At 67.3% G+C, this 16,656-nt stretch carries 14 protein-coding genes; 13 read left to right on the forward strand and 1 reads right to left on the reverse strand.

The window, feature by feature from the left end:
• The first annotated feature begins 4 nt into the window (after positions 1–4).
• The 11 genes from QBJ92_RS05465 to QBJ92_RS05515 all read left to right on the forward strand — a co-directional run bounded on the left by QBJ92_RS05465 (position 5) and on the right by QBJ92_RS05515 (position 13,266).
• Positions 5–1,219, forward strand: a complete 1,215-nt coding sequence (locus QBJ92_RS05465; protein WP_277968779.1) for an FtsW/RodA/SpoVE family cell cycle protein — start codon at positions 5–7, stop codon at positions 1,217–1,219.
• The gene (gene murG / locus QBJ92_RS05470) at positions 1,216–2,376 is read left to right on the forward strand and encodes an undecaprenyldiphospho-muramoylpentapeptide beta-N-acetylglucosaminyltransferase (RefSeq protein WP_277968679.1); all 1,161 of its coding nucleotides are present in this window, start codon (positions 1,216–1,218) and stop codon (positions 2,374–2,376) included. The genes QBJ92_RS05465 and murG overlap by 4 nt, the downstream gene beginning before the upstream one ends.
• On the forward strand, positions 2,373–3,791 hold the full coding sequence (murC, locus tag QBJ92_RS05475; protein WP_277968680.1) for a UDP-N-acetylmuramate--L-alanine ligase: 1,419 nt from the start codon (positions 2,373–2,375) through the stop codon (positions 3,789–3,791). Before murG ends, murC begins: the two co-directional genes overlap by 4 nt.
• Positions 3,788–3,982 carry a hypothetical protein gene (locus QBJ92_RS05480; protein ID WP_010162702.1) on the forward strand — a complete coding sequence of 65 codons (195 nt, stop codon included), beginning with the start codon at positions 3,788–3,790 and terminating at the stop codon, positions 3,980–3,982. The genes murC and QBJ92_RS05480 overlap by 4 nt, the downstream gene beginning before the upstream one ends.
• Positions 3,983–3,985: 3 nt before the next feature.
• Positions 3,986–4,897, forward strand: a complete 912-nt coding sequence (gene murB, locus QBJ92_RS05485) for a UDP-N-acetylmuramate dehydrogenase (protein WP_277968681.1) — start codon at positions 3,986–3,988, stop codon at positions 4,895–4,897.
• Entirely contained in the window at positions 4,894–5,838 is a 945-nt protein-coding gene (locus tag QBJ92_RS05490; protein ID WP_277968682.1) for a D-alanine--D-alanine ligase, read from the forward strand. Before murB ends, QBJ92_RS05490 begins: the two co-directional genes overlap by 4 nt.
• Positions 5,835–6,833 carry a cell division protein FtsQ/DivIB gene (locus tag QBJ92_RS05495; protein ID WP_277968683.1) on the forward strand — a complete coding sequence of 333 codons (999 nt, stop codon included), beginning with the start codon at positions 5,835–5,837 and terminating at the stop codon, positions 6,831–6,833. Before QBJ92_RS05490 ends, QBJ92_RS05495 begins: the two co-directional genes overlap by 4 nt.
• A 39-nt stretch (positions 6,834–6,872) precedes the next feature.
• Positions 6,873–8,135: a cell division protein FtsA gene (gene ftsA / locus QBJ92_RS05500; protein WP_277968684.1), complete on the forward strand. Its 1,263-nt coding sequence runs from the start codon at positions 6,873–6,875 to the stop codon at positions 8,133–8,135.
• Between the two features lie 115 nt (positions 8,136–8,250).
• Complete coding sequence (ftsZ, locus tag QBJ92_RS05505; protein ID WP_277968685.1) at positions 8,251–9,720, forward strand: cell division protein FtsZ; 1,470 nt, start codon at positions 8,251–8,253, stop codon at positions 9,718–9,720.
• Between the two features lie 154 nt (positions 9,721–9,874).
• Complete coding sequence (locus QBJ92_RS05510) at positions 9,875–12,097, forward strand: SPOR domain-containing protein (RefSeq protein WP_277968686.1); 2,223 nt, start codon at positions 9,875–9,877, stop codon at positions 12,095–12,097.
• Positions 12,094–13,266, forward strand: coding sequence for a deoxyguanosinetriphosphate triphosphohydrolase (locus QBJ92_RS05515; RefSeq protein ID WP_277968687.1), 1,173 nt, complete (start codon positions 12,094–12,096; stop codon positions 13,264–13,266). The genes QBJ92_RS05510 and QBJ92_RS05515 overlap by 4 nt, the downstream gene beginning before the upstream one ends.
• Positions 13,267–13,320: 54 nt before the next feature.
• Here the strand turns inward: QBJ92_RS05515 and QBJ92_RS05520 are convergent, their stop codons facing one another.
• Positions 13,321–13,617, reverse strand: coding sequence for a hypothetical protein (locus tag QBJ92_RS05520; protein WP_277968688.1), 297 nt, complete (start codon positions 13,615–13,617; stop codon positions 13,321–13,323).
• Positions 13,618–13,822: 205 nt separating this feature from the next.
• On the opposite strand from QBJ92_RS05520, the gene QBJ92_RS05525 reads away from it, so the two are divergent.
• Together QBJ92_RS05525 and QBJ92_RS05530 are read left to right on the forward strand one after the other, a co-directional pair.
• Positions 13,823–15,328, forward strand: coding sequence for a DUF1800 domain-containing protein (locus QBJ92_RS05525; RefSeq protein ID WP_277968689.1), 1,506 nt, complete (start codon positions 13,823–13,825; stop codon positions 15,326–15,328).
• A gap of 5 nt (positions 15,329–15,333) precedes the next feature.
• Positions 15,334–16,482: a DUF1501 domain-containing protein gene (locus QBJ92_RS05530; protein ID WP_277968690.1), complete on the forward strand. Its 1,149-nt coding sequence runs from the start codon at positions 15,334–15,336 to the stop codon at positions 16,480–16,482.
• Positions 16,483–16,656 lie beyond the last annotated feature (174 nt).

Raw genomic sequence — 16,656 nt, forward strand, 5'->3', positions numbered from 1 at the left:
CGATATGAGCAATAGCCCGCCAAAATTGTGGAAGAGCATGAAGGGTCGCGGCGGACGTGGCGACCGGTCGCCGCTCGGCACGTGGTTCTGGGATATCGACCGGATGCTGCTGCTGCTGACGCTGCTGCTGATTGCGGTCGGGCTGGTCGCGGTCGGCGCGGCGTCGCCTGCCGCCGCGACGCGCTATTCGGACGAAAAACACCATGTCGCGCCGCTTTACTATTTGTGGTGGCAGCTGGCGTGGGTCGGCGTGTCGCTGCCCGTGCTGCTGGGCGTGTCGATGCTACCGGTCCCGGTTGCGCGTCGGATGGCGCTGATCGGCACGGTCGCGTGCCTGATATTGTTGATGCTCGTGCCCGTATTCGGGGTCCAGAAGAACGGCGCGACGCGCTGGCTCAACCTTGGCGTGTCGCTGCTCCAGCCATCCGAGTTTCTCAAACCCTTCTTCATCGTCACTGCGGCGTGGGTCCTGTCGATGCGCGCGCAGGACGATGCGTTGCCGGTGGTGACGATCACCGCGGGCATGACGGGATTGGTCGCGGTGCTGCTGATGCTCCAGCCGGATTTCGGCCAAACCGTGGTGTTCTGTGCGGTGTGGATGGCGTTGCTGCTAATATCGGGAACGTCGCCAAAGATCATCGCGGGGTTTGTCGCGGCGGTCCCGGCGGGGCTCGTCGCAGCGTACATGTTCTACGGCACGGCGCGCGCGCGAATCAACGCGTTCGTCTTTCCCGACCATGAGGGGCCGGGGGCGGCCGACCACTACCAGACCAACGCCGCGCACGACACGATCACTGCGGGTGGCTGGCGCGGGACGGGGCCGGGCGGCGGGGCGATGAAGTTTCGGCTGCCGGAAGGGCATACCGACTATATCTTCTCGGTCATCGGCGAGGAGTTCGGCTTGATCGCGTGCATGATCATCGCGCTGCTGTTCCTCGCGATCGTCGTGCGCGTGTTCGTCAAGCTGCTGGATGAACAAGACGAATTCCGGTTGTTCGCCGCAGCCGGGCTCGCCACGCAGTTCGGTGTGCAGGCGCTGATCTCGATGGCGGTCAATACCGGGATCGCGCCTTCGAAGGGCATGACACTGCCGTTCATTTCCTATGGCGGGTCGTCGTTGATCGCTTTGTCGATCGGAATGGGGTTGCTGCTGGCGTTCACCCGACGCAATCCGTTCGTCATGCGATCCAAATATATCGCGCGATGGAGCGGCGAATGAGCGTGGCGAAACATTTCGTACTGGCAGCGGGTGGTACCGGCGGACACATGGTCCCGGCTGCGGCGCTTGCGGCCGAACTGATCCGACGCGGGCATCACGTTGCGCTGGTCAGCGACGAACGCGGTGTGCGCTTCCCGGGATTGTTCGAGGGGATCCAGACGCACATCCTGCCGGCGGGGCGGCTCGGCGGCGGGCCGTTGGGGTATCTCAAGGCGACCCGCGCGATGCTCAAGGGTCGCGCGATGGCGATCGAGCTTTACAAGAGCTTTCGTCCCGATGCGGTGATCGGCTTCGGCGGATACCCGGCGTTGCCGGCACTGCTGGGGGCGTTCAACCAGAAGATCCCGACCGCGGTGCACGAACAGAATGCGGTACTTGGTCGGGTCAACCGGCTGGTGGCGCGCAAGGTGGATGCGATCGCGACGTCCTATGCGGAGGTCGAGCGGTTGGGCGGGAAGCTGCGCGACAAGACGTATCTCGTCGGTAATCCGGTGCGCGATGCGGTGCTTGCGCTCCGCGCCAAGCCGTATCCGCTGCTGGAAGAAGACGGCATTTTCCGCGTGCTCGTGACGGGCGGCAGCCAGGGGGCGAGTGTGTTGAGCCGGGTGGTGCCCGACGGGTTGTCGCTGCTCCCGCTTGCGTTCCGGCGGCGGTTGCAAGTGACTCATCAGGCGCGGATCGAGGATATCGAGGCGTGCCGCGCGAAATATGCCGACCTGTCGATCGCAGCGGATCTGGCGACCTATCTACCGGATTTGCCGGAACAACTGGCCTGGGCGCATGTCGTGATCGCGCGCGCGGGCGCATCCACGCTGGCGGAGCTGACGTGCGCGGGACGCCCGGCGATCCTCGTGCCGTTGCCCTCCGCAACCGACGACCACCAGACCGTCAACGCGCGCGAGATGACGCAGGCGGGCGGCGCGCGGACGATCCAGCAGAGCAGTTTCACGCCGGTCGAACTCGCCAAGCAGATGCAGAAGCTCGGGCTCGATCCCGCGGCGCTCCAGAATGCCGCGGCGCGTGCGCGCGCCTGCGGTCGCCCGGAAGCGGCGAGCGATTTGGCGGATCTGGTCGAAAGCCTCGGCAATACGCGCGGCGATATGCCGATCGGCGCTCCGCAGCGCCGCAACCCCAGTCAGAAGGCAGCATTCGCATGAGGGGTGTCGCAACCGACATCGGCACGATCCATTTCGTCGGCATCGGCGGGATCGGCATGTCGGGCATTGCCGAGGTAATGAAAAACCTCGGCTACAGCGTGCAGGGTTCGGACGTGGCCGAGGGTTATGTCATCGAGGGGCTGCGCGAGAAGGGCATCCCGGTCCTGATCGGGCATCATGCCGATAACCTTGGCGATGCTGCGGTAATCGTGACGTCAACCGCGATCAAACGCGGTAATCCCGAGGTTGAAGCGGCGCTCGAACGCCGCATTCCGGTGGTAAGACGCGCGGAAATGCTGGCGGAATTGATGCGGCTCAAGTCGACCGTCGCGGTCGCGGGCACGCATGGCAAGACCACGACGACGAGCATGGTCGCGGCGCTGCTCGACGCGGGCGGGGTGGACCCGACGGTGATCAACGGTGGGATCATCAACAGCTACGGATCGAACGCACGCCTCGGCGCGAGCGACTGGATGGTGGTCGAGGCGGACGAGAGCGACGGCAGCTTCCTGCGGCTCGACGGAACGATCGCGGTCGTCACCAACATCGATCCCGAGCATCTCGACCATTACGGCAGCTTCGAGCAAGCGAAGAACGCCTATGTCGAGTTCATTGAAAACGTGCCCTTTTACGGCGCGGCACTGTTGTGCCTCGATCATCCCGAGGTCCAGAACATCATCCCGCGGGTTCGTGACCGGCGGGTCGTGACCTATGGTTTCGCGGCGCAAGCCGACGTGCGCGGCGTCAACGTGACGCCGGTGCCGGGCGGCAATCGCTTCGAGGTGATCATCCGCCACCGCGACGGGACGAGCCGATCGATCGAGGGGATCGAACTGCCGATGCCGGGGCGCCACAACGTCCAGAACGCGCTTGCCGCGATCGGCGTGGCCCTCGAGCTCGGGATCGACGACGCGACAATCCAGCAGGGGTTCGCCAAGTTCGGCGGGGTCAAGCGGCGCTTCACCAAGGTCGGGGAAGTCGCGGTGCCGGGCGGGGTCGCGACGATCATCGACGATTACGGGCACCACCCGGTCGAAATCCGCGCGGTGCTCGCCGCTGCGCGTGAGGGCGTGCGCAACCGCGTGATCGCGGTGGTGCAGCCGCATCGCTATTCACGGCTCGGCGACCTGATGGAGGAATTCCAGGGCGCCTTCAACGATGCCGATATGGTATTGGTAAGTCCCGTTTATGCTGCGGGCGAACAGCCGGTAGAGGGCGTCGACGCAGACGCGCTGGTCGACGGGATCAAGCGCCGCGGGCACCGTTCCGCCGCCACGATCGCCGATGCGGGGGCGCTGGCGGAGGTGCTGGCGCCGGTGTTGCAGGCGGGCGATATGGTCGTGTGTCTCGGCGCGGGCGACATCACCAAATGGGCTGCAGGATTGGCCACCGCGATCGAAGGAGCACGTTCATGACCGACTGGTTCACCGCATCGATCAAACTCCAGCAACAGATGCTCGACGCGCAAAAGGCGTCGCTCAGTGCCGGGCAACAGGCGCTCGGTGCGGGCGATGCGTTCGTCAAGATGCAGGAAGCGGGTCGCAAGGCGGCCGAAGCGAACATCGCGGCGATGAACGCCTGGGCGCGCATGTGGGGGCTTGGCTGAAGCATGGCGTCTTCGCCGTCCTTTTCCGTGTCGTTGCCGGAGGTTGCCGGTCGGCTGACGCCGCAGGCGCCGCTCGCGCCGCTCGTCTGGTTCAAGACCGGCGGGGCGGCGGAATGGCTGTTCGAGCCGCGCGATATCGACGACCTGGCGCAGTTTCTGGCGGCGCTCGATCCGGCGGTGCCGGTGATGCCGCTGGGATTGGGCTCGAATCTGATCGTGCGCGACGGCGGGGTGCCGGGCGTCGTGATCCGGCTGGGCAAGCCGTTCGCCAAGGTCACCGCGATCGATGCGACGACGCTGGTCTGCGGCGGCGGGGCGAGCGGGATCCTGGTGTCGTCCTCGGCGCGCGATGCGGGCATCGGGGGTGTCGAGTTTCTGCGCTCGATCCCCGGTACGGTCGGCGGGTTCGTGCGGATGAATGGCGGCGCTTATGGGCGTGAAACCAAGGACGTACTGGTCGAATGCGAGATCGTTCTGCGGTCGGGCGAACGGCGTGTGCTGCCGGTCGAAGCCGTCGGGTACAGCTATCGCCATTCCAATTTGCCCGAAGGTTGCATCGTGGTGAGCGCAACGTTCCGCGGCCGGCCTGAAGAACCGTCTGTAATTCAAGCGGAAATGGACCGTATCGCGGCTGAGCGCGAGGCTTCGCAACCGTTGCGGTCGCGGACGGGCGGGTCGACGTTCAAGAATCCGGACGGCCACAAGGCCTGGGCGCTGATCGACCAGGCGGGATGTCGCGGGCTGACGCGCGGCGATGCGCAAGTCAGTGAAAAGCATTGCAATTTCCTGCTCAACCTCGGCGCTGCGACGAGTGCCGAGATCGAGGCGCTCGGGGAAGACGTGCGCGACCGCGTGAAGGCGCAATCGGGAGTGGAATTACTGTGGGAAATTCAGCGGGTTGGGGTGAAGGCATGACGCTCCACGTCGCCGTCCTGATGGGCGGTCCTTCCGCCGAGCGCGACGTCTCGCTGATGTCGGGCAACGGCGTGGCCGATGCGCTGGAGTCGCTCGGCCACCGGGTGACGCGGATCGATATGGGCAAGGACGTCGCCGCGCGGCTGACCGAGGCCGCGCCGGACGTCGTGTTCAACGCGCTTCACGGGACCCCGGGCGAGGATGGAACCGTCCAGGGAATGCTCGACCTGATGGGGTTGACCTATACCCATAGCGGGCTCGCCACCTCGGTCATCGCGATCGATAAGCAACTGACAAAGCTGCTTCTTGTCCCCGGTGGCATCCCCATGCCGGGGGGGCGGATCGTGAAGTCGGAATCGCTGTACGACGGTGATCCGTTGCCGCGGCCGTATGTGCTCAAGCCCGTCAACGAGGGGTCGTCGGTCGGAGTGGCGATCGTCACCGCCGAGGGGAATTACGGCAACCCGATCGCGCGCGGGGTGGCGGGGCCGTGGGCGGAATTTGAAGAACTGCTTGCCGAACCCTATATCCGGGGACGCGAGCTGACGACCGCGGTGCTGGGCGATCGGGCGCTGGGTGTTACCGAGCTCAAGCCGAAGAACGGTTGGTACGATTTTGACGCCAAATACACCGACGGATTGACGGAACACGTCTTCCCAGCCGCCATTCCTGACGAAATTGCTGCAGCTTGCCGCCGAATTGCGCTCGATTCACACCGGTTGCTCGGGTGCAAGGGGACATCGCGCTCGGACTTCCGCTGGGATGACGAACAGGGGGTCGACGGGCTGTTTTTGCTCGAGGTCAACACCCAGCCGGGGATGACCGCGCTGAGCCTTGTTCCCGAACAGGCGAGGCATTGCGGGATCGAGTATCCGCAGCTGGTCCAGATCATCGTCGATGAGGCTCTCAAGGACAAAGCAGCGAAGGCGGGGTCGCCATGAGCGGGACGATCAAGCGCGGCACCGTCCGCCGTCCGGTCCAGCCCAAGCGGAAACAGGCCGCCAAGCCTTCGGTCATCGATCGCGCGCTTTCCGCCTTGCCGGTGAGCGAGGCGACGCTCCACAAGATGGCGACCTGGACGATCACCGGCGCGGTCGGGGTGGGGGTGATCGCGCTCGCGTCGTGGTTCGGCATTCCCGCGGCGATCGGTACCGCGATCGGCGAGGGGATCGGCGACGCTGGCTTCAAGGTCACCAACATCCAGATCACCGGGCTCAACCGGATGGACCATAACGTCATCTACAAGATCGCGGCGAACCAGCCGTCGATGGCGATGCCGCTCGTCAGCCTGGAGAAGATCCGGCAGGATCTCGTTTCGCACAGCGGGTGGATCGAGGACGTGCACGTCTCGCGGCGGTTGCCCGATACGCTGTTGGTCAACGTGATCGAACGCGAGCCCAGCGCGATCTGGCAGAACAAGGGGCAGCTCGCGCTGATCGCCGCGAACGGGACGTGGCTGGAGCCGGTCGACCCGCAGGCGATGCCCGATCTGCCAGTGGTGATCGGCCCGCATGCGAACGAGCAGGAAGTGCCCTACCGCACGCTGCTCGATGCAGCACCCGCGCTGAAAGGGCAGGTCAAGGCGGCGACCTGGGTCGGCAACCGCCGTTGGACGCTGACGTTCGAGACCGGCGAGACGCTCGCCTTGCCCGAAGGCGATACCGCCGCGGCGAAGGCGTTGGTCAAGTTCGCGCAGCTTGACGGGGTTCGGCCGTTGCTCGGCAAGGGGTGGCTCGGGTTCGACATGCGTGATCCGACGCGGCTCGTCGCGCGCAAGCCGGGGGTGACGACCAACAAGGCGATTACCGATCCGGGCACCGCCCCGACACAGCTGCCGACCGTCGCGCCGTCCGCGACGCCGACCCCGGCCGCGTCGCAAAGCAGCGCGCCACGGCTGACCGCAGTAAAAAGAACGAGCACGGATTCACAGGCTTAAGCGATTGCGGTAAGCGTTGGTGGGAACAGGGGTAAGGGCATGGCGAAAACCGCACCGGAAGGGTTGATCACCGCACTCGACATCGGATCGTCGAAGGTGTCGGCGATGATCGCGCAGAAAGGCGATGGCGGCGAGCTGATCGTGCTCGGCACCGGCCAGCGCGAGAGCAAGGGCGTCAAGCGCGGTTATATCGCCGATGCCGCGGCGACCGAAGTCGCGGTGCGCGAGGCGGTCGAACAGGCCGAGCGGATCGCGGGCCTCAACATCGAGAACGTGTGGGTCAGCTTCTCGGCGGGCGGGCTGGTGTCCGACGTCGCGTCGATCGAATTCGAGCTGGGCGGCCACCGGGTCGAACAGACCGACATCGATGCATTGCTCCAGGCCGGACGGGAGTCGATCGATCCCGCGGGCCGGATGGTGCTGCACGCGCAGCCCGCGCTCTATACGCTCGATGGGCTCACCGGCGTGAAGCGCCCGCTCGGGCTGCATGCCGATCGGCTTGGCGTTCACATTCATGTCGTCGCGGCGGATGGATCGCCGGTCCGCAACCTCGGGCTGTGCGTCGCCAACGCGCATCTCGAAGTGAAGTCGATCATCGCGTCGCCGGTCGCCACGGGAATGGCGTGCCTCAGCGACGAGGAGCGCGAGCTTGGTGTCGCATTGGTCGAGCTGGGGGCGGGGATCACCAACGTCTCGCTGTTCGCGGGCGGGATGCTCGTCGGGCTGATGTCGATCCCGATCGGCGCGCAGGACATTACCGACGACATCGCGTCCGCCTTCGGCACGCGCCGCGCGCAGGCGGAGCGGATGAAATGCGTCCACGGCTCGGCCAACGCTTCCCCGCGCGACAACCACGAGATGATCGACGTCGCGCCAATCTCCGCCGAGGAAGATGCGAGCGACGGGACGCGGATCACCAAGGCGCAGCTGATCTCGGTCATCCGCCAGCGGCTGGACCATTTGATCGGCGAAGTGTCCAAGGCGCTCAAGGACTTGAAGTTCGAAGGTCCGGTCGGACGGCAAGTCGTGCTGACCGGCGGTGGCGCCGAGCTGAAGGGCATCGCGGATTATGCGCAAGCGGCGCTGGGGCGTTCGGTGCGGATCGGGCGTCCGCGCGGGTTGACCGGCTTGCCCGAAGCGCATGCGACTCCCGCATTCACGACCCTCGCCGGGCTCGCTTTTTACGCCGCGGCCGACCCGATCGACCTGCGCGCGCTGTCGAGCAAACAGCAACTCGTGCACCGTCCGAAGGGATTTGCGGTAATTCGTCGCCTGATGGCGGCGGCTCGTGCGAATTATTAAACAATTACGACCCGATCGGGCGGTTCGCGCTGGAACGACTGGCGGTGATAGTGCAGAACCGCCTTTGAAGTAAATTGAGTGCGTCGGGCCTGTGGCGCCCGTTGGAGACTGGGACATGAGCATCGAATTTCTGCCGCCCGAAGTCGACGAACTGACCCCGCGGATCGCGGTGATCGGCGTCGGCGGTGCAGGCGGCAACGCCATCGCGAACATGATGCGCGCGGACGTGCAAGGCGTTGAATTCCTTGTAGCCAACACCGATTCGCAGGCGCTGAAGCAGTCTGCGGCGAGCCACAAGATCCAGCTCGGCGTGAAGATCACGCAAGGGCTGGGTGCTGGTTCGCGCCCCGAGATCGGGCGTGCGGCGGCCGAGGAGACGATCGACCAGGTCACCAAGATGCTCGAAGGCTCGCACATGTGCTTCATCGCCGCGGGCATGGGCGGTGGCACCGGGACCGGTGCGGCCCCCGTCATCGCCAAGGCGGCGCGCGACATGGGGATCCTGACGGTCGGCGTCGTGACCAAGCCGTTCGCCTTCGAGGGCACGCGCCGCGCCAAGAGCGCCGAAGCGGGCATCGAGGAACTGCAGAAGTACGTCGACACGCTGATCGTCATTCCGAACCAGAACCTGTTCCTCGTCGCCAACGCGAACACGACCTTCAAGGAAGCGTTCCAGATGGCGGACGAAGTCCTCCAGCAGGGCGTCCGCGGGATCACCGACCTGATGGTCATGCCCGGCCTCATCAACCTCGATTTCGCCGACGTCCGTTCGGTGATGCAGGAGATGGGCAAGGCGATGATGGGCACGGGCGAAGCCGATGGCGACAATCGCGCGATTGAGGCGGCGTCCAAGGCGATCGCCAACCCGCTGCTCGACGGCGTCAGCATGAAGGGCGCCAAAGGCGTCATCGTGTCGATCACCGGCGGCGACGACATGCGCCTGCTCGAAGTCGACGAGGCCGCGAACCATATTCGCGAGCTGGTCGACGACGATGCGAACATCATCTGGGGTTCGGCGTTCAACCCCGACCTCGAAGGCAAGATCCGTGTTTCGGTGGTCGCCACCGGTATAGAGGCAGAGGCGCGCCCCCCCGAGGCAGCGGCTCCGGCATCACGCGCGTTCAGCTTCTCGAACAAGAAGAGTGACGAGCCCGCAGCCGCGCCCGCGCCTGCACCGACGCCTGCCCCCGCGCCGGCTCCGGTAGCCGCCGCGCCTGCGCCCGCACCGGTGGCGCCGCCAGCGCCGTCGCAGGCGGACGAACTGGTGCTCGGCAGCGACGCCGTCGTGCCCGCCCCGCCGCGCGTCTATGGCGATGTCGATGTTCCGGCACCGGCCAGCGACGACACCCCCGCCGAAGCGCCGACGCGGCGCCGCTGGCTGTCGCCGGGTGCCGCCGTTTCGGAAGACGCACCCGTCGCGGCACCGGCCGAGCCCGCTGCCCCCGCACCCCGCGTGAAGCTTGGCGGTACGCTGTTCGAGCGGATGTCGAGCGTGTCGCGCGGCGCCGCGCGCGAGGAAGAGGCTGCACCCGAGAAGGATCCGCTCGACATCCCGCGCTTCCTGCATCGGCAGAACAACCAGTAAGAACCATGACCACCACGTCCGATCGGGCGTGGTGGTCCGGTTTCCGGCGATGCCGGAAACAGAGTTTGTCGTCCGCCGGAGTTCCGTTTCGTCTCGGCGCAAGCGGCTCCCGCCGTCATTGCCGGTTCAGCGGCGACGGGCTTTAGGATCGTCCATGCGCATCGTCCGCCTCGCCGCTTCCGTCCTCGCCCTGGCCGCGAGCGATGCTGGAGTGGCCCAATCGCAATCTGCGCGCGCACCGGTCTATCCGACGCCATATCCGCAGACCTCCCCCATGATGGTCCAGCCGGTCGGCGATGCCGACGCGCTGGCGAGCGAGATCCGCTTGCTTGCGGCGGACCCCAACAACGTTCAGGCACTGGTCCGCGCGGGTGAACTCGCGCTCAAGCTGGAAGACCCGACCGCGGCGGCGACGTTCTTCGCGCGCGCGGCGCGGATCGATCCGCGCAATCCGCGGATCAAGGCGGGCGAGGGCAGTCTGCTCGTCACCGCCGAGCGGCCGGGCGAAGCGCTGCGGCATTTCGGCGAGGCGGAGTCGCTGGGCGGGGACGTCCGCAGTTTCGCCGCCGACCGTGGCCTTGCCTATGATCTGATCGGCGAACAGGACCGCGCACAGCGCGAATATCGCGTCGCCTTGCGCGCCGCCGAAGATGACGAGACGCGTCGGCGCTATGCGCTGTCGCTCGGCATATCGGGGAAGCGCGAGCTGGCGCTGAAGGAAATCGAACCGCTGTTGCGCAAGAGCGACCGTGGCGCGTGGCGGTCGCGCGCGTTCATCCTGGCGATGGGCGGCGACAAGGCGGGCGCGGAGCGGATCGCGACGACGATGATGCCGGCGGGGATGGCGCAGGGGTTGCAGCCGTTCTTCGAGATCCTGCCGTCGCTGCGCCCGGCGGATCGCGCGTTCGCTGTACATTTTGGTGAAGTGCGCGCTTCGCCCACGCGGCTTGCCGACGCGCGGATGATTCCGCCGCTCGCTGCGTTGCGCCCCGATCCGACCGCGCCGGTCGACAGCGTTGCGACGCCGCGGCCCCCCGCCGTGACGGTCGCCGCAGCGCCGAGCCGCAAGGATCGCCGGTCGCGCAAGGAGCGCGAACGCGAGAGCGTGACGATCGTGGCGGCGACGACACCGCCGGTCGTGCCGCTGCCGGCGCCCCCGGCCTATGTGCCGCGCCCGACGACGATGGCGTCCGCAACGCCGTATCAGGGGCCGCGCTATGGCGGGCGGACCAGCACCGCGTCGAGCGCGACCCGCGCCGCGAACCTCGCCGCCGCCACCGCGTTGCGCACGCCGGAGACGGCGTCTGCGTTCGCGGAGGGGCCGTCGTCCGCTGGCGGTGGCAGTTCTGCCGCATTGCCTTCGAACGTGGCGCTCGGATCGTCGACCGTGGTGGGCGCGAGCCGTGCCGCTTCGTCTGGTTATGCACCATCCTATCCGGCGGCGACTCCTGCGCCGAATCGGTCGGCCTATGTGCCGACGGCGCAGCGGGCGAAGGCGGCGGCTGTGCCCTTGACCGCGACACAGCGCGCCAACGCCGCGTCCGCAGCGGTCCAGCCGGGCGCGACTTCGACGCCGCCAGCCTATGTCGCGCGGAGTGTCCCTCCGGTGGCGTCCGAACCGAGCGGTGCTGCGGCGGTTGCGCCCAGCGTGGTCGCGCCGGTTGCGGCTGCGGTCGCTACGCCTGCTCCAGTCCGCAGCGAGGATTCGATCCTGGCGGCGATCATCGCGGGGATCAACATTCCGGGCACCGAACTGGGCGTCGCGCCTGAGCGGATGGCGGTCACCGCGCCGCCGCCGATCCAGCGCGCGATCCCGAGCCGTCCGCTGGAAACCGAAGGCACGACCGCCGCCTTGCCGAAAGCGGCGCCCGCGCGCGCTTCGGTTGCGCGGACTCCCACCGAAACGCGGATGGTCGACCGCAATTCCGGGAAGCCGGTGGTCGACGCGGATGCTGCCGACGAACGGGTCGGTGCGGCGCGCAAGACCGCTGCCGACAAGAAGGCACTCGCCGACAAGGCCGCCAAGAAGCTCGCCGACGCCAAGAAGCTCGCGGACGCCAAGAAGGCGGAGGAGAAGCGCAAGAACGATCCCAAGCTGCTCGAACCGCAGCGCTATTGGGTGCAGGTGGCGGGCGGCGCCAATGCCGGTGACCTGTCCAAGCAGTGGGACAAGCTCAAAAGCAAGAACGCCAAGGCGCTTGCCGGGCGGACGGGGTGGGTGACGCCGCAGCGGGCGACCAATCGCGTGCTGACCGGGCCGTTCAAGACCGACGACGAAGCGCAGGCGTTCGTTAACACGCTCGCCAAGCAGGGACTGTCGGGGTTCGTCTTCACCAGTGAGGCTGGACAGAAAGTCACGAAATTGCCGGGTAAATGAGAAGCGTCGCGCGCTGGGCAAGCCGCCCGGAGCTGAGCCGGGGGCGCCTGCATGACGAAAGCGCCGGGAGCGGTGGGGTGTCGGTGCGGGGGCCGCGCGATGCGTTCCAGCGCGACCGCGACCGCATCGTCCATTCGATCAGCTTCCGCCGGTTGCGGCACAAGACGCAGGTGTTCATGGCGCCGGACGGGGACCATTTCCGCGTCCGCCTGACGCACAGTCTGGAGGTCGCGCAGATCGCACGGACGATCGCGCGCGCGCTCGGGCTCAACGAGGATCTGACCGAAGCGCTGGCACTCGCGCATGACATCGGCCACCCGCCGTTCGGGCATGCCGGCGAGGATGCGCTCGAGCGTGCGCTGGCGGGGCAGGGCGGGTTCGATCACAACGGCAATACGCTGCGCGCGCTGATGCTGATCGACAGCCCCTATCCGCGCTGGGAGGGGCTCAACCTCACCTGGGAAACGCTCGAGGGGCTGGCGAAGCACAACGGCCCGATCGCGCGGCCGGGCTGGGCGCTGGCGGAATGCGACGCGGCGTTTCCGTTCGAGCTGACGCGCTGGCCGAGCCTGGAAGCGCAAGTCGCGGCGATCGCGGACGACATCGCCTATGACAATCACGACATCGACGACGGGTTGCGCGCGGGTCTGCTGACGCTCGACCAGTTGCTTGCGGTGCCGGTCATCGCGCGTGAATGGGACGGCGTTCGGACGCGGTTTCCCGGTATTTCGAACGATCGCCTGATCGGCGAACTGATCCGCACGCAGATCGGCACGATGGTCAACGATCTGATCGGCGAGACGCAGCGGCGGCTGGAGGGGATCGGCGATATCGCGGACGTCCGGTCGGCGGGGCGTTGTCTCGTCGGGTTTTCGGAGGGAATGCGGGATGACGAGCGAACGCTGAAGCGGTTCATGTACGCCAACCTCTACCATCATCCGCGGCAGTTAGAGGCGGCGCGGGCGGCGGAGGGAATCGTCTCGGGGCTGTTCGCGGCGTATCGTGCGGACCCGCGGTCGATGCCGGCGGCGTGGGCGGAGCGACTGCCCGAGGGCGAACCCGCCCGGAGCCGCCACATCGCCGATTTCATCGCGGGGATGACCGACCGCTATGCGGTGTCGCGCTTCCGCGAGGTGGTCGGTCCGATCGACCTTCCGGACGGGTTCTAAGCCAGCTTCGCACCGATCGATCCCCCGGCGGCACGCCGCCGGGGGATGATGCGATCAGTTGGCGGTGCCGCCGTTGGCGTCGGCCGTGGTCGACTTGGGCGGCACCGTGAACGACACGGGAACCCCGTTGGAGATGCCAGCGACGCGCTTCCCGCGGACGACCAGATGGAAGGTCGCGCCCGAGGTCAGGTTGCGACCGTCGATATCGACGTGATCGTCCTTGGCGACTTTTGTGTAGGTGAACGTCTGGCCGTCCCGCGTGAAGGTGCGGGCGTCGGTGGCGACGTCGGCGAAGGCAGGGGCGGCGGTGGCGACGACGACCGTTGCGACGGCGGCGATGAACTTGAGCATGATCGGTTCCTTTCGAATGAAGGCCAGATCAGCATCCCCTCCGTGGGTTAATGACAAAATCATCATATTGCAGTGCAGCATTCTCCCCAAGCGCAAATCGCGCGGAAGCAGTTGCACAAAGCGAACGCGATCTCGTATCCCGGCATAGTCTTGCGACAAAGGTGGTTCAGAGCGCCTGCATGGTTCGGGTTTCGGGACAACTTGCGTGATCAAGGCCGCTATTGCACTCAACCGCTTCGGACTTGGCGCGCGGGGCGATCAGCCGCCACCGCCCGACCCGGTTAACTGGTTGATTCAACAGTTGACTGCGTTCGATCCACGGCCCGACTCCATCGCCAATGCGCCGACCAGCGCGACCGTTGCCGCGGGGTTGGCGGACTATTTCCGGCAGCAGCGGGCGATGCGGATGGAACTCGCCCGTCGCGCGCCCACGCCAGCGGCGGCACCGATGGCGGCGATGACGGTTCCCTTACAGCCGCCGGGGACGCCCGGTATCGCTGCGGCCAAGCCAGAAAAGCCCGCGCGCGACGACGCGATGAAGCAGGCGCGCCAGTTCGCCCAGCGCACCAACCGCGCGGACTATGCCGGCGCGGTTGCCGCGCGCGCGACCAACGCGCTGGTCACCGACACCCCGTTCGTCGAACGGCTGGTGTATTTCTGGGCGAACCACTTTGCGGTCTCGGCGGACAAGCTGACCGTGATCGGTCTTGCCGGGACGCTCGAGTTCGAGGCGATTCGCCCGCATGTGCTGGGCACCTTTCGCGACATGCTGCTCGCGGTGGAACAGCATCCGGCGATGTTGCTGTATCTCGACCAGGCGGTGTCGGTCGGTCCGGGGTCGCCGCTCGGGCAGCGCATCGCGGCGCGGGGGAACCGCAAGGTCGGGCTCAACGAGAATCTTGCGCGCGAAATCCTCGAGCTCCACACGCTCGGGGTGCGGACCGGCTATACTCAGGCGGACGTCACCGAATTCGCGCGCGCGATGACCGGCTGGACGGTCGCCGGGATCGGGCAGGGGCCGGGCGCGCGCGCCGCGGGGACCGACGGAATGCCGGGCGATTTCGTGTTTGCCGCCGCGCTGCACGAACCCGGCGACCGGACGATCATGGGGAAGCTGTATCCGGCAGGTGGCGTGGAACAGGCGCGCGCAGTGTTGCAGGACGTGTCGATCGCGCCCGCCACCGCGACGCACGTGATGACCAAGCTCGCGCGGCATTTCGCCGGGGACACGCCGCCGCCTGCGCTGGTCGCGCGGTTGCAGAAGGCGTTCCTCGAGTCGGGCGGGGATCTGCCGACCGTGTATCGCGCGCTGATCGCTTCGCCCGAAGTGTGGGTCGAGCGCCCGCTCAAGTTCAAGACGCCGTGGGAGTGGACGATCTCGTCGATGCGCGCGCTCAACCTGAAGACGGCGGACGGGCAGGCGATGGTCGGGCTGCTCAACCAGCTCGGGCAACCGACGTGGAAGCCGGGCCAGCCGATCGGCTATGACGACATCGCAGCGAGCTGGGCCGGGCCCGACGCGGTGCTGCGGCGAGTCGAGGCGGCGGAGCGGTTCGCGTCGCGCGCCGCCACGATCGATGCACGTGCGCTCGCACCCAAGGTGCTGCCGGGGTCGGTCAGCCCAGCGACCCAGACCGCGCTCGCCAATTGCGAGAGCCCGGCGCAGGCGCTCGCGCTGCTGCTCGTCGCACCCGAATTCCTGCGGAGGTAATCGCCATGTACGATCGTCGTGCGTTTCTTGGGGCCGGGGTTGCCGGTGCCGTCTTCGCGGCGCTCGGCCCGCGCCTGGCGTTTGCCAAGGCCGAGACCGACAAGCGCTTCGTGTTCATCATCCAGCGCGGGGCGGCGGACGGTCTCGGGATCGTCGCGCCGGTCGGGGACCCGGCGTTTGCCGGTGCGCGCGGCGATCTGGCGCTCGACTTTGCGAGCGCGCCCAAGCTGGATGCGCTGTTCGCGCTGCATCCGGCGATGGCGCGGGTGCAGGCGCTATACGGTGCCAAACAGGCGCTGTTCGCGCATGCGGTCGCGTCGCCGTATCGCGATCGGTCGCATTTCGACGGGCAGAACGTGCTCGAGAGCGGCGGGACCGGGGCGTATCAGCTCAAGGATGGCTGGATGAACCGGCTGCTCGGCGTGCTGCCGCCGACCGAGGCCAAGGCGATCGCGGTGTCGGCGACCGTCCCGCTGGCGCTGCGCGGGGCCCGCGACGTGTCCTCCTACGCGCCGTCGAACCTTCCGCAAGCGTCGGACGATCTGCTGCAACGCGTCTCGATGCTGTATGCGGGCGACAGCCAGCTTCACGCCTTGTGGAGCGAGGCGATGGGCACGCGCGCGCTGACGGGCGACCTGGCGGCGGGGGGCGGGGCCAATGCCGCCGCGACCGGTGCGCTCGCCGCGCGACTGATGGCGCCCGCGAACGGCGCGCGGATCGCGATGATCGAAACCGGGGGCTGGGACACGCACACGGGGCAACGCGGGCGGCTGAGCACGCAGTTGAAAGGGTTGGATGCGATGATCGGCGCGCTTCAATCCGGGCTTGGGCCATTGTGGGCCGATACGATGGTGCTGGTCGCGACTGAATTCGGGCGGACGGTCGCGGTCAACGGGACCGGCGGGACCGATCATGGCACCGCGAGTTCGGCGATGCTGCTCGGCGGCGCGGTGCGCGGTGGGCGGGTGCTGGCGGACTGGCCGGGGCTGGCGCCGACGGCGTTGTTCGAGGGGCGGGATTTGCGGCCGACGCTGCAGCTCGATGCGTTCATCGGCGGCGCGGTCGCGGGGCATTTCGGGGTGGAACCGGCGAAGGCGATGGCGGCGCTGTTTCCATCGTCGAAGGGGACGGCGGTGGTGGCGGGGCTGGTGTAGCGCCTGACACCCGCTCCTGTTTCGTACAAAGCGCCGTCATGCTGAACTTGTTTCAGCATCCACCTCGCCGCTTAGGCAGTCAGCCGTTGTAGCGCGGTGGACCCTGAAACGCGTTCAGGGTGACGCCGGGTGGTGGGGCTGGTGAACAGCGATACGGGCGCGGCGGGGTGACCC

The organism is Sphingomonas echinoides (genome assembly GCF_029623395.1).
GTDB classification, from domain to species: Bacteria; Pseudomonadota; Alphaproteobacteria; order Sphingomonadales; family Sphingomonadaceae; genus Sphingomonas; species Sphingomonas echinoides_A.

Excerpts from the sequence above, each read along its gene's own strand:
- QBJ92_RS05465 (WP_277968779.1), top strand. The coding sequence starts at position 5 with ATGAGCAATAGCCCGCCAAAATTGTGGAAGAGCATGAAGGGTCGCGGC.
- murG (WP_277968679.1), top strand. The coding sequence starts at position 1,216 with ATGAGCGTGGCGAAACATTTCGTACTGGCAGCGGGTGGTACCGGCGGA.
- murC (WP_277968680.1), top strand. The coding sequence starts at position 2,373 with ATGAGGGGTGTCGCAACCGACATCGGCACGATCCATTTCGTCGGCATC.
- QBJ92_RS05480 (WP_010162702.1), top strand. The coding sequence starts at position 3,788 with ATGACCGACTGGTTCACCGCATCGATCAAACTCCAGCAACAGATGCTC.
- murB (WP_277968681.1), top strand. The coding sequence starts at position 3,986 with ATGGCGTCTTCGCCGTCCTTTTCCGTGTCGTTGCCGGAGGTTGCCGGT.
- QBJ92_RS05490 (WP_277968682.1), top strand. The coding sequence starts at position 4,894 with ATGACGCTCCACGTCGCCGTCCTGATGGGCGGTCCTTCCGCCGAGCGC.
- QBJ92_RS05495 (WP_277968683.1), top strand. The coding sequence starts at position 5,835 with ATGAGCGGGACGATCAAGCGCGGCACCGTCCGCCGTCCGGTCCAGCCC.
- ftsA (WP_277968684.1), top strand. The coding sequence starts at position 6,873 with ATGGCGAAAACCGCACCGGAAGGGTTGATCACCGCACTCGACATCGGA.
- ftsZ (WP_277968685.1), top strand. The coding sequence starts at position 8,251 with ATGAGCATCGAATTTCTGCCGCCCGAAGTCGACGAACTGACCCCGCGG.
- QBJ92_RS05510 (WP_277968686.1), top strand. The coding sequence starts at position 9,875 with ATGCGCATCGTCCGCCTCGCCGCTTCCGTCCTCGCCCTGGCCGCGAGC.
- QBJ92_RS05515 (WP_277968687.1), top strand. The coding sequence starts at position 12,094 with ATGAGAAGCGTCGCGCGCTGGGCAAGCCGCCCGGAGCTGAGCCGGGGG.
- QBJ92_RS05520 (WP_277968688.1), bottom strand. The coding sequence starts at position 13,617 with ATGCTCAAGTTCATCGCCGCCGTCGCAACGGTCGTCGTCGCCACCGCC.
- QBJ92_RS05530 (WP_277968690.1), top strand. The coding sequence starts at position 15,334 with ATGTACGATCGTCGTGCGTTTCTTGGGGCCGGGGTTGCCGGTGCCGTC.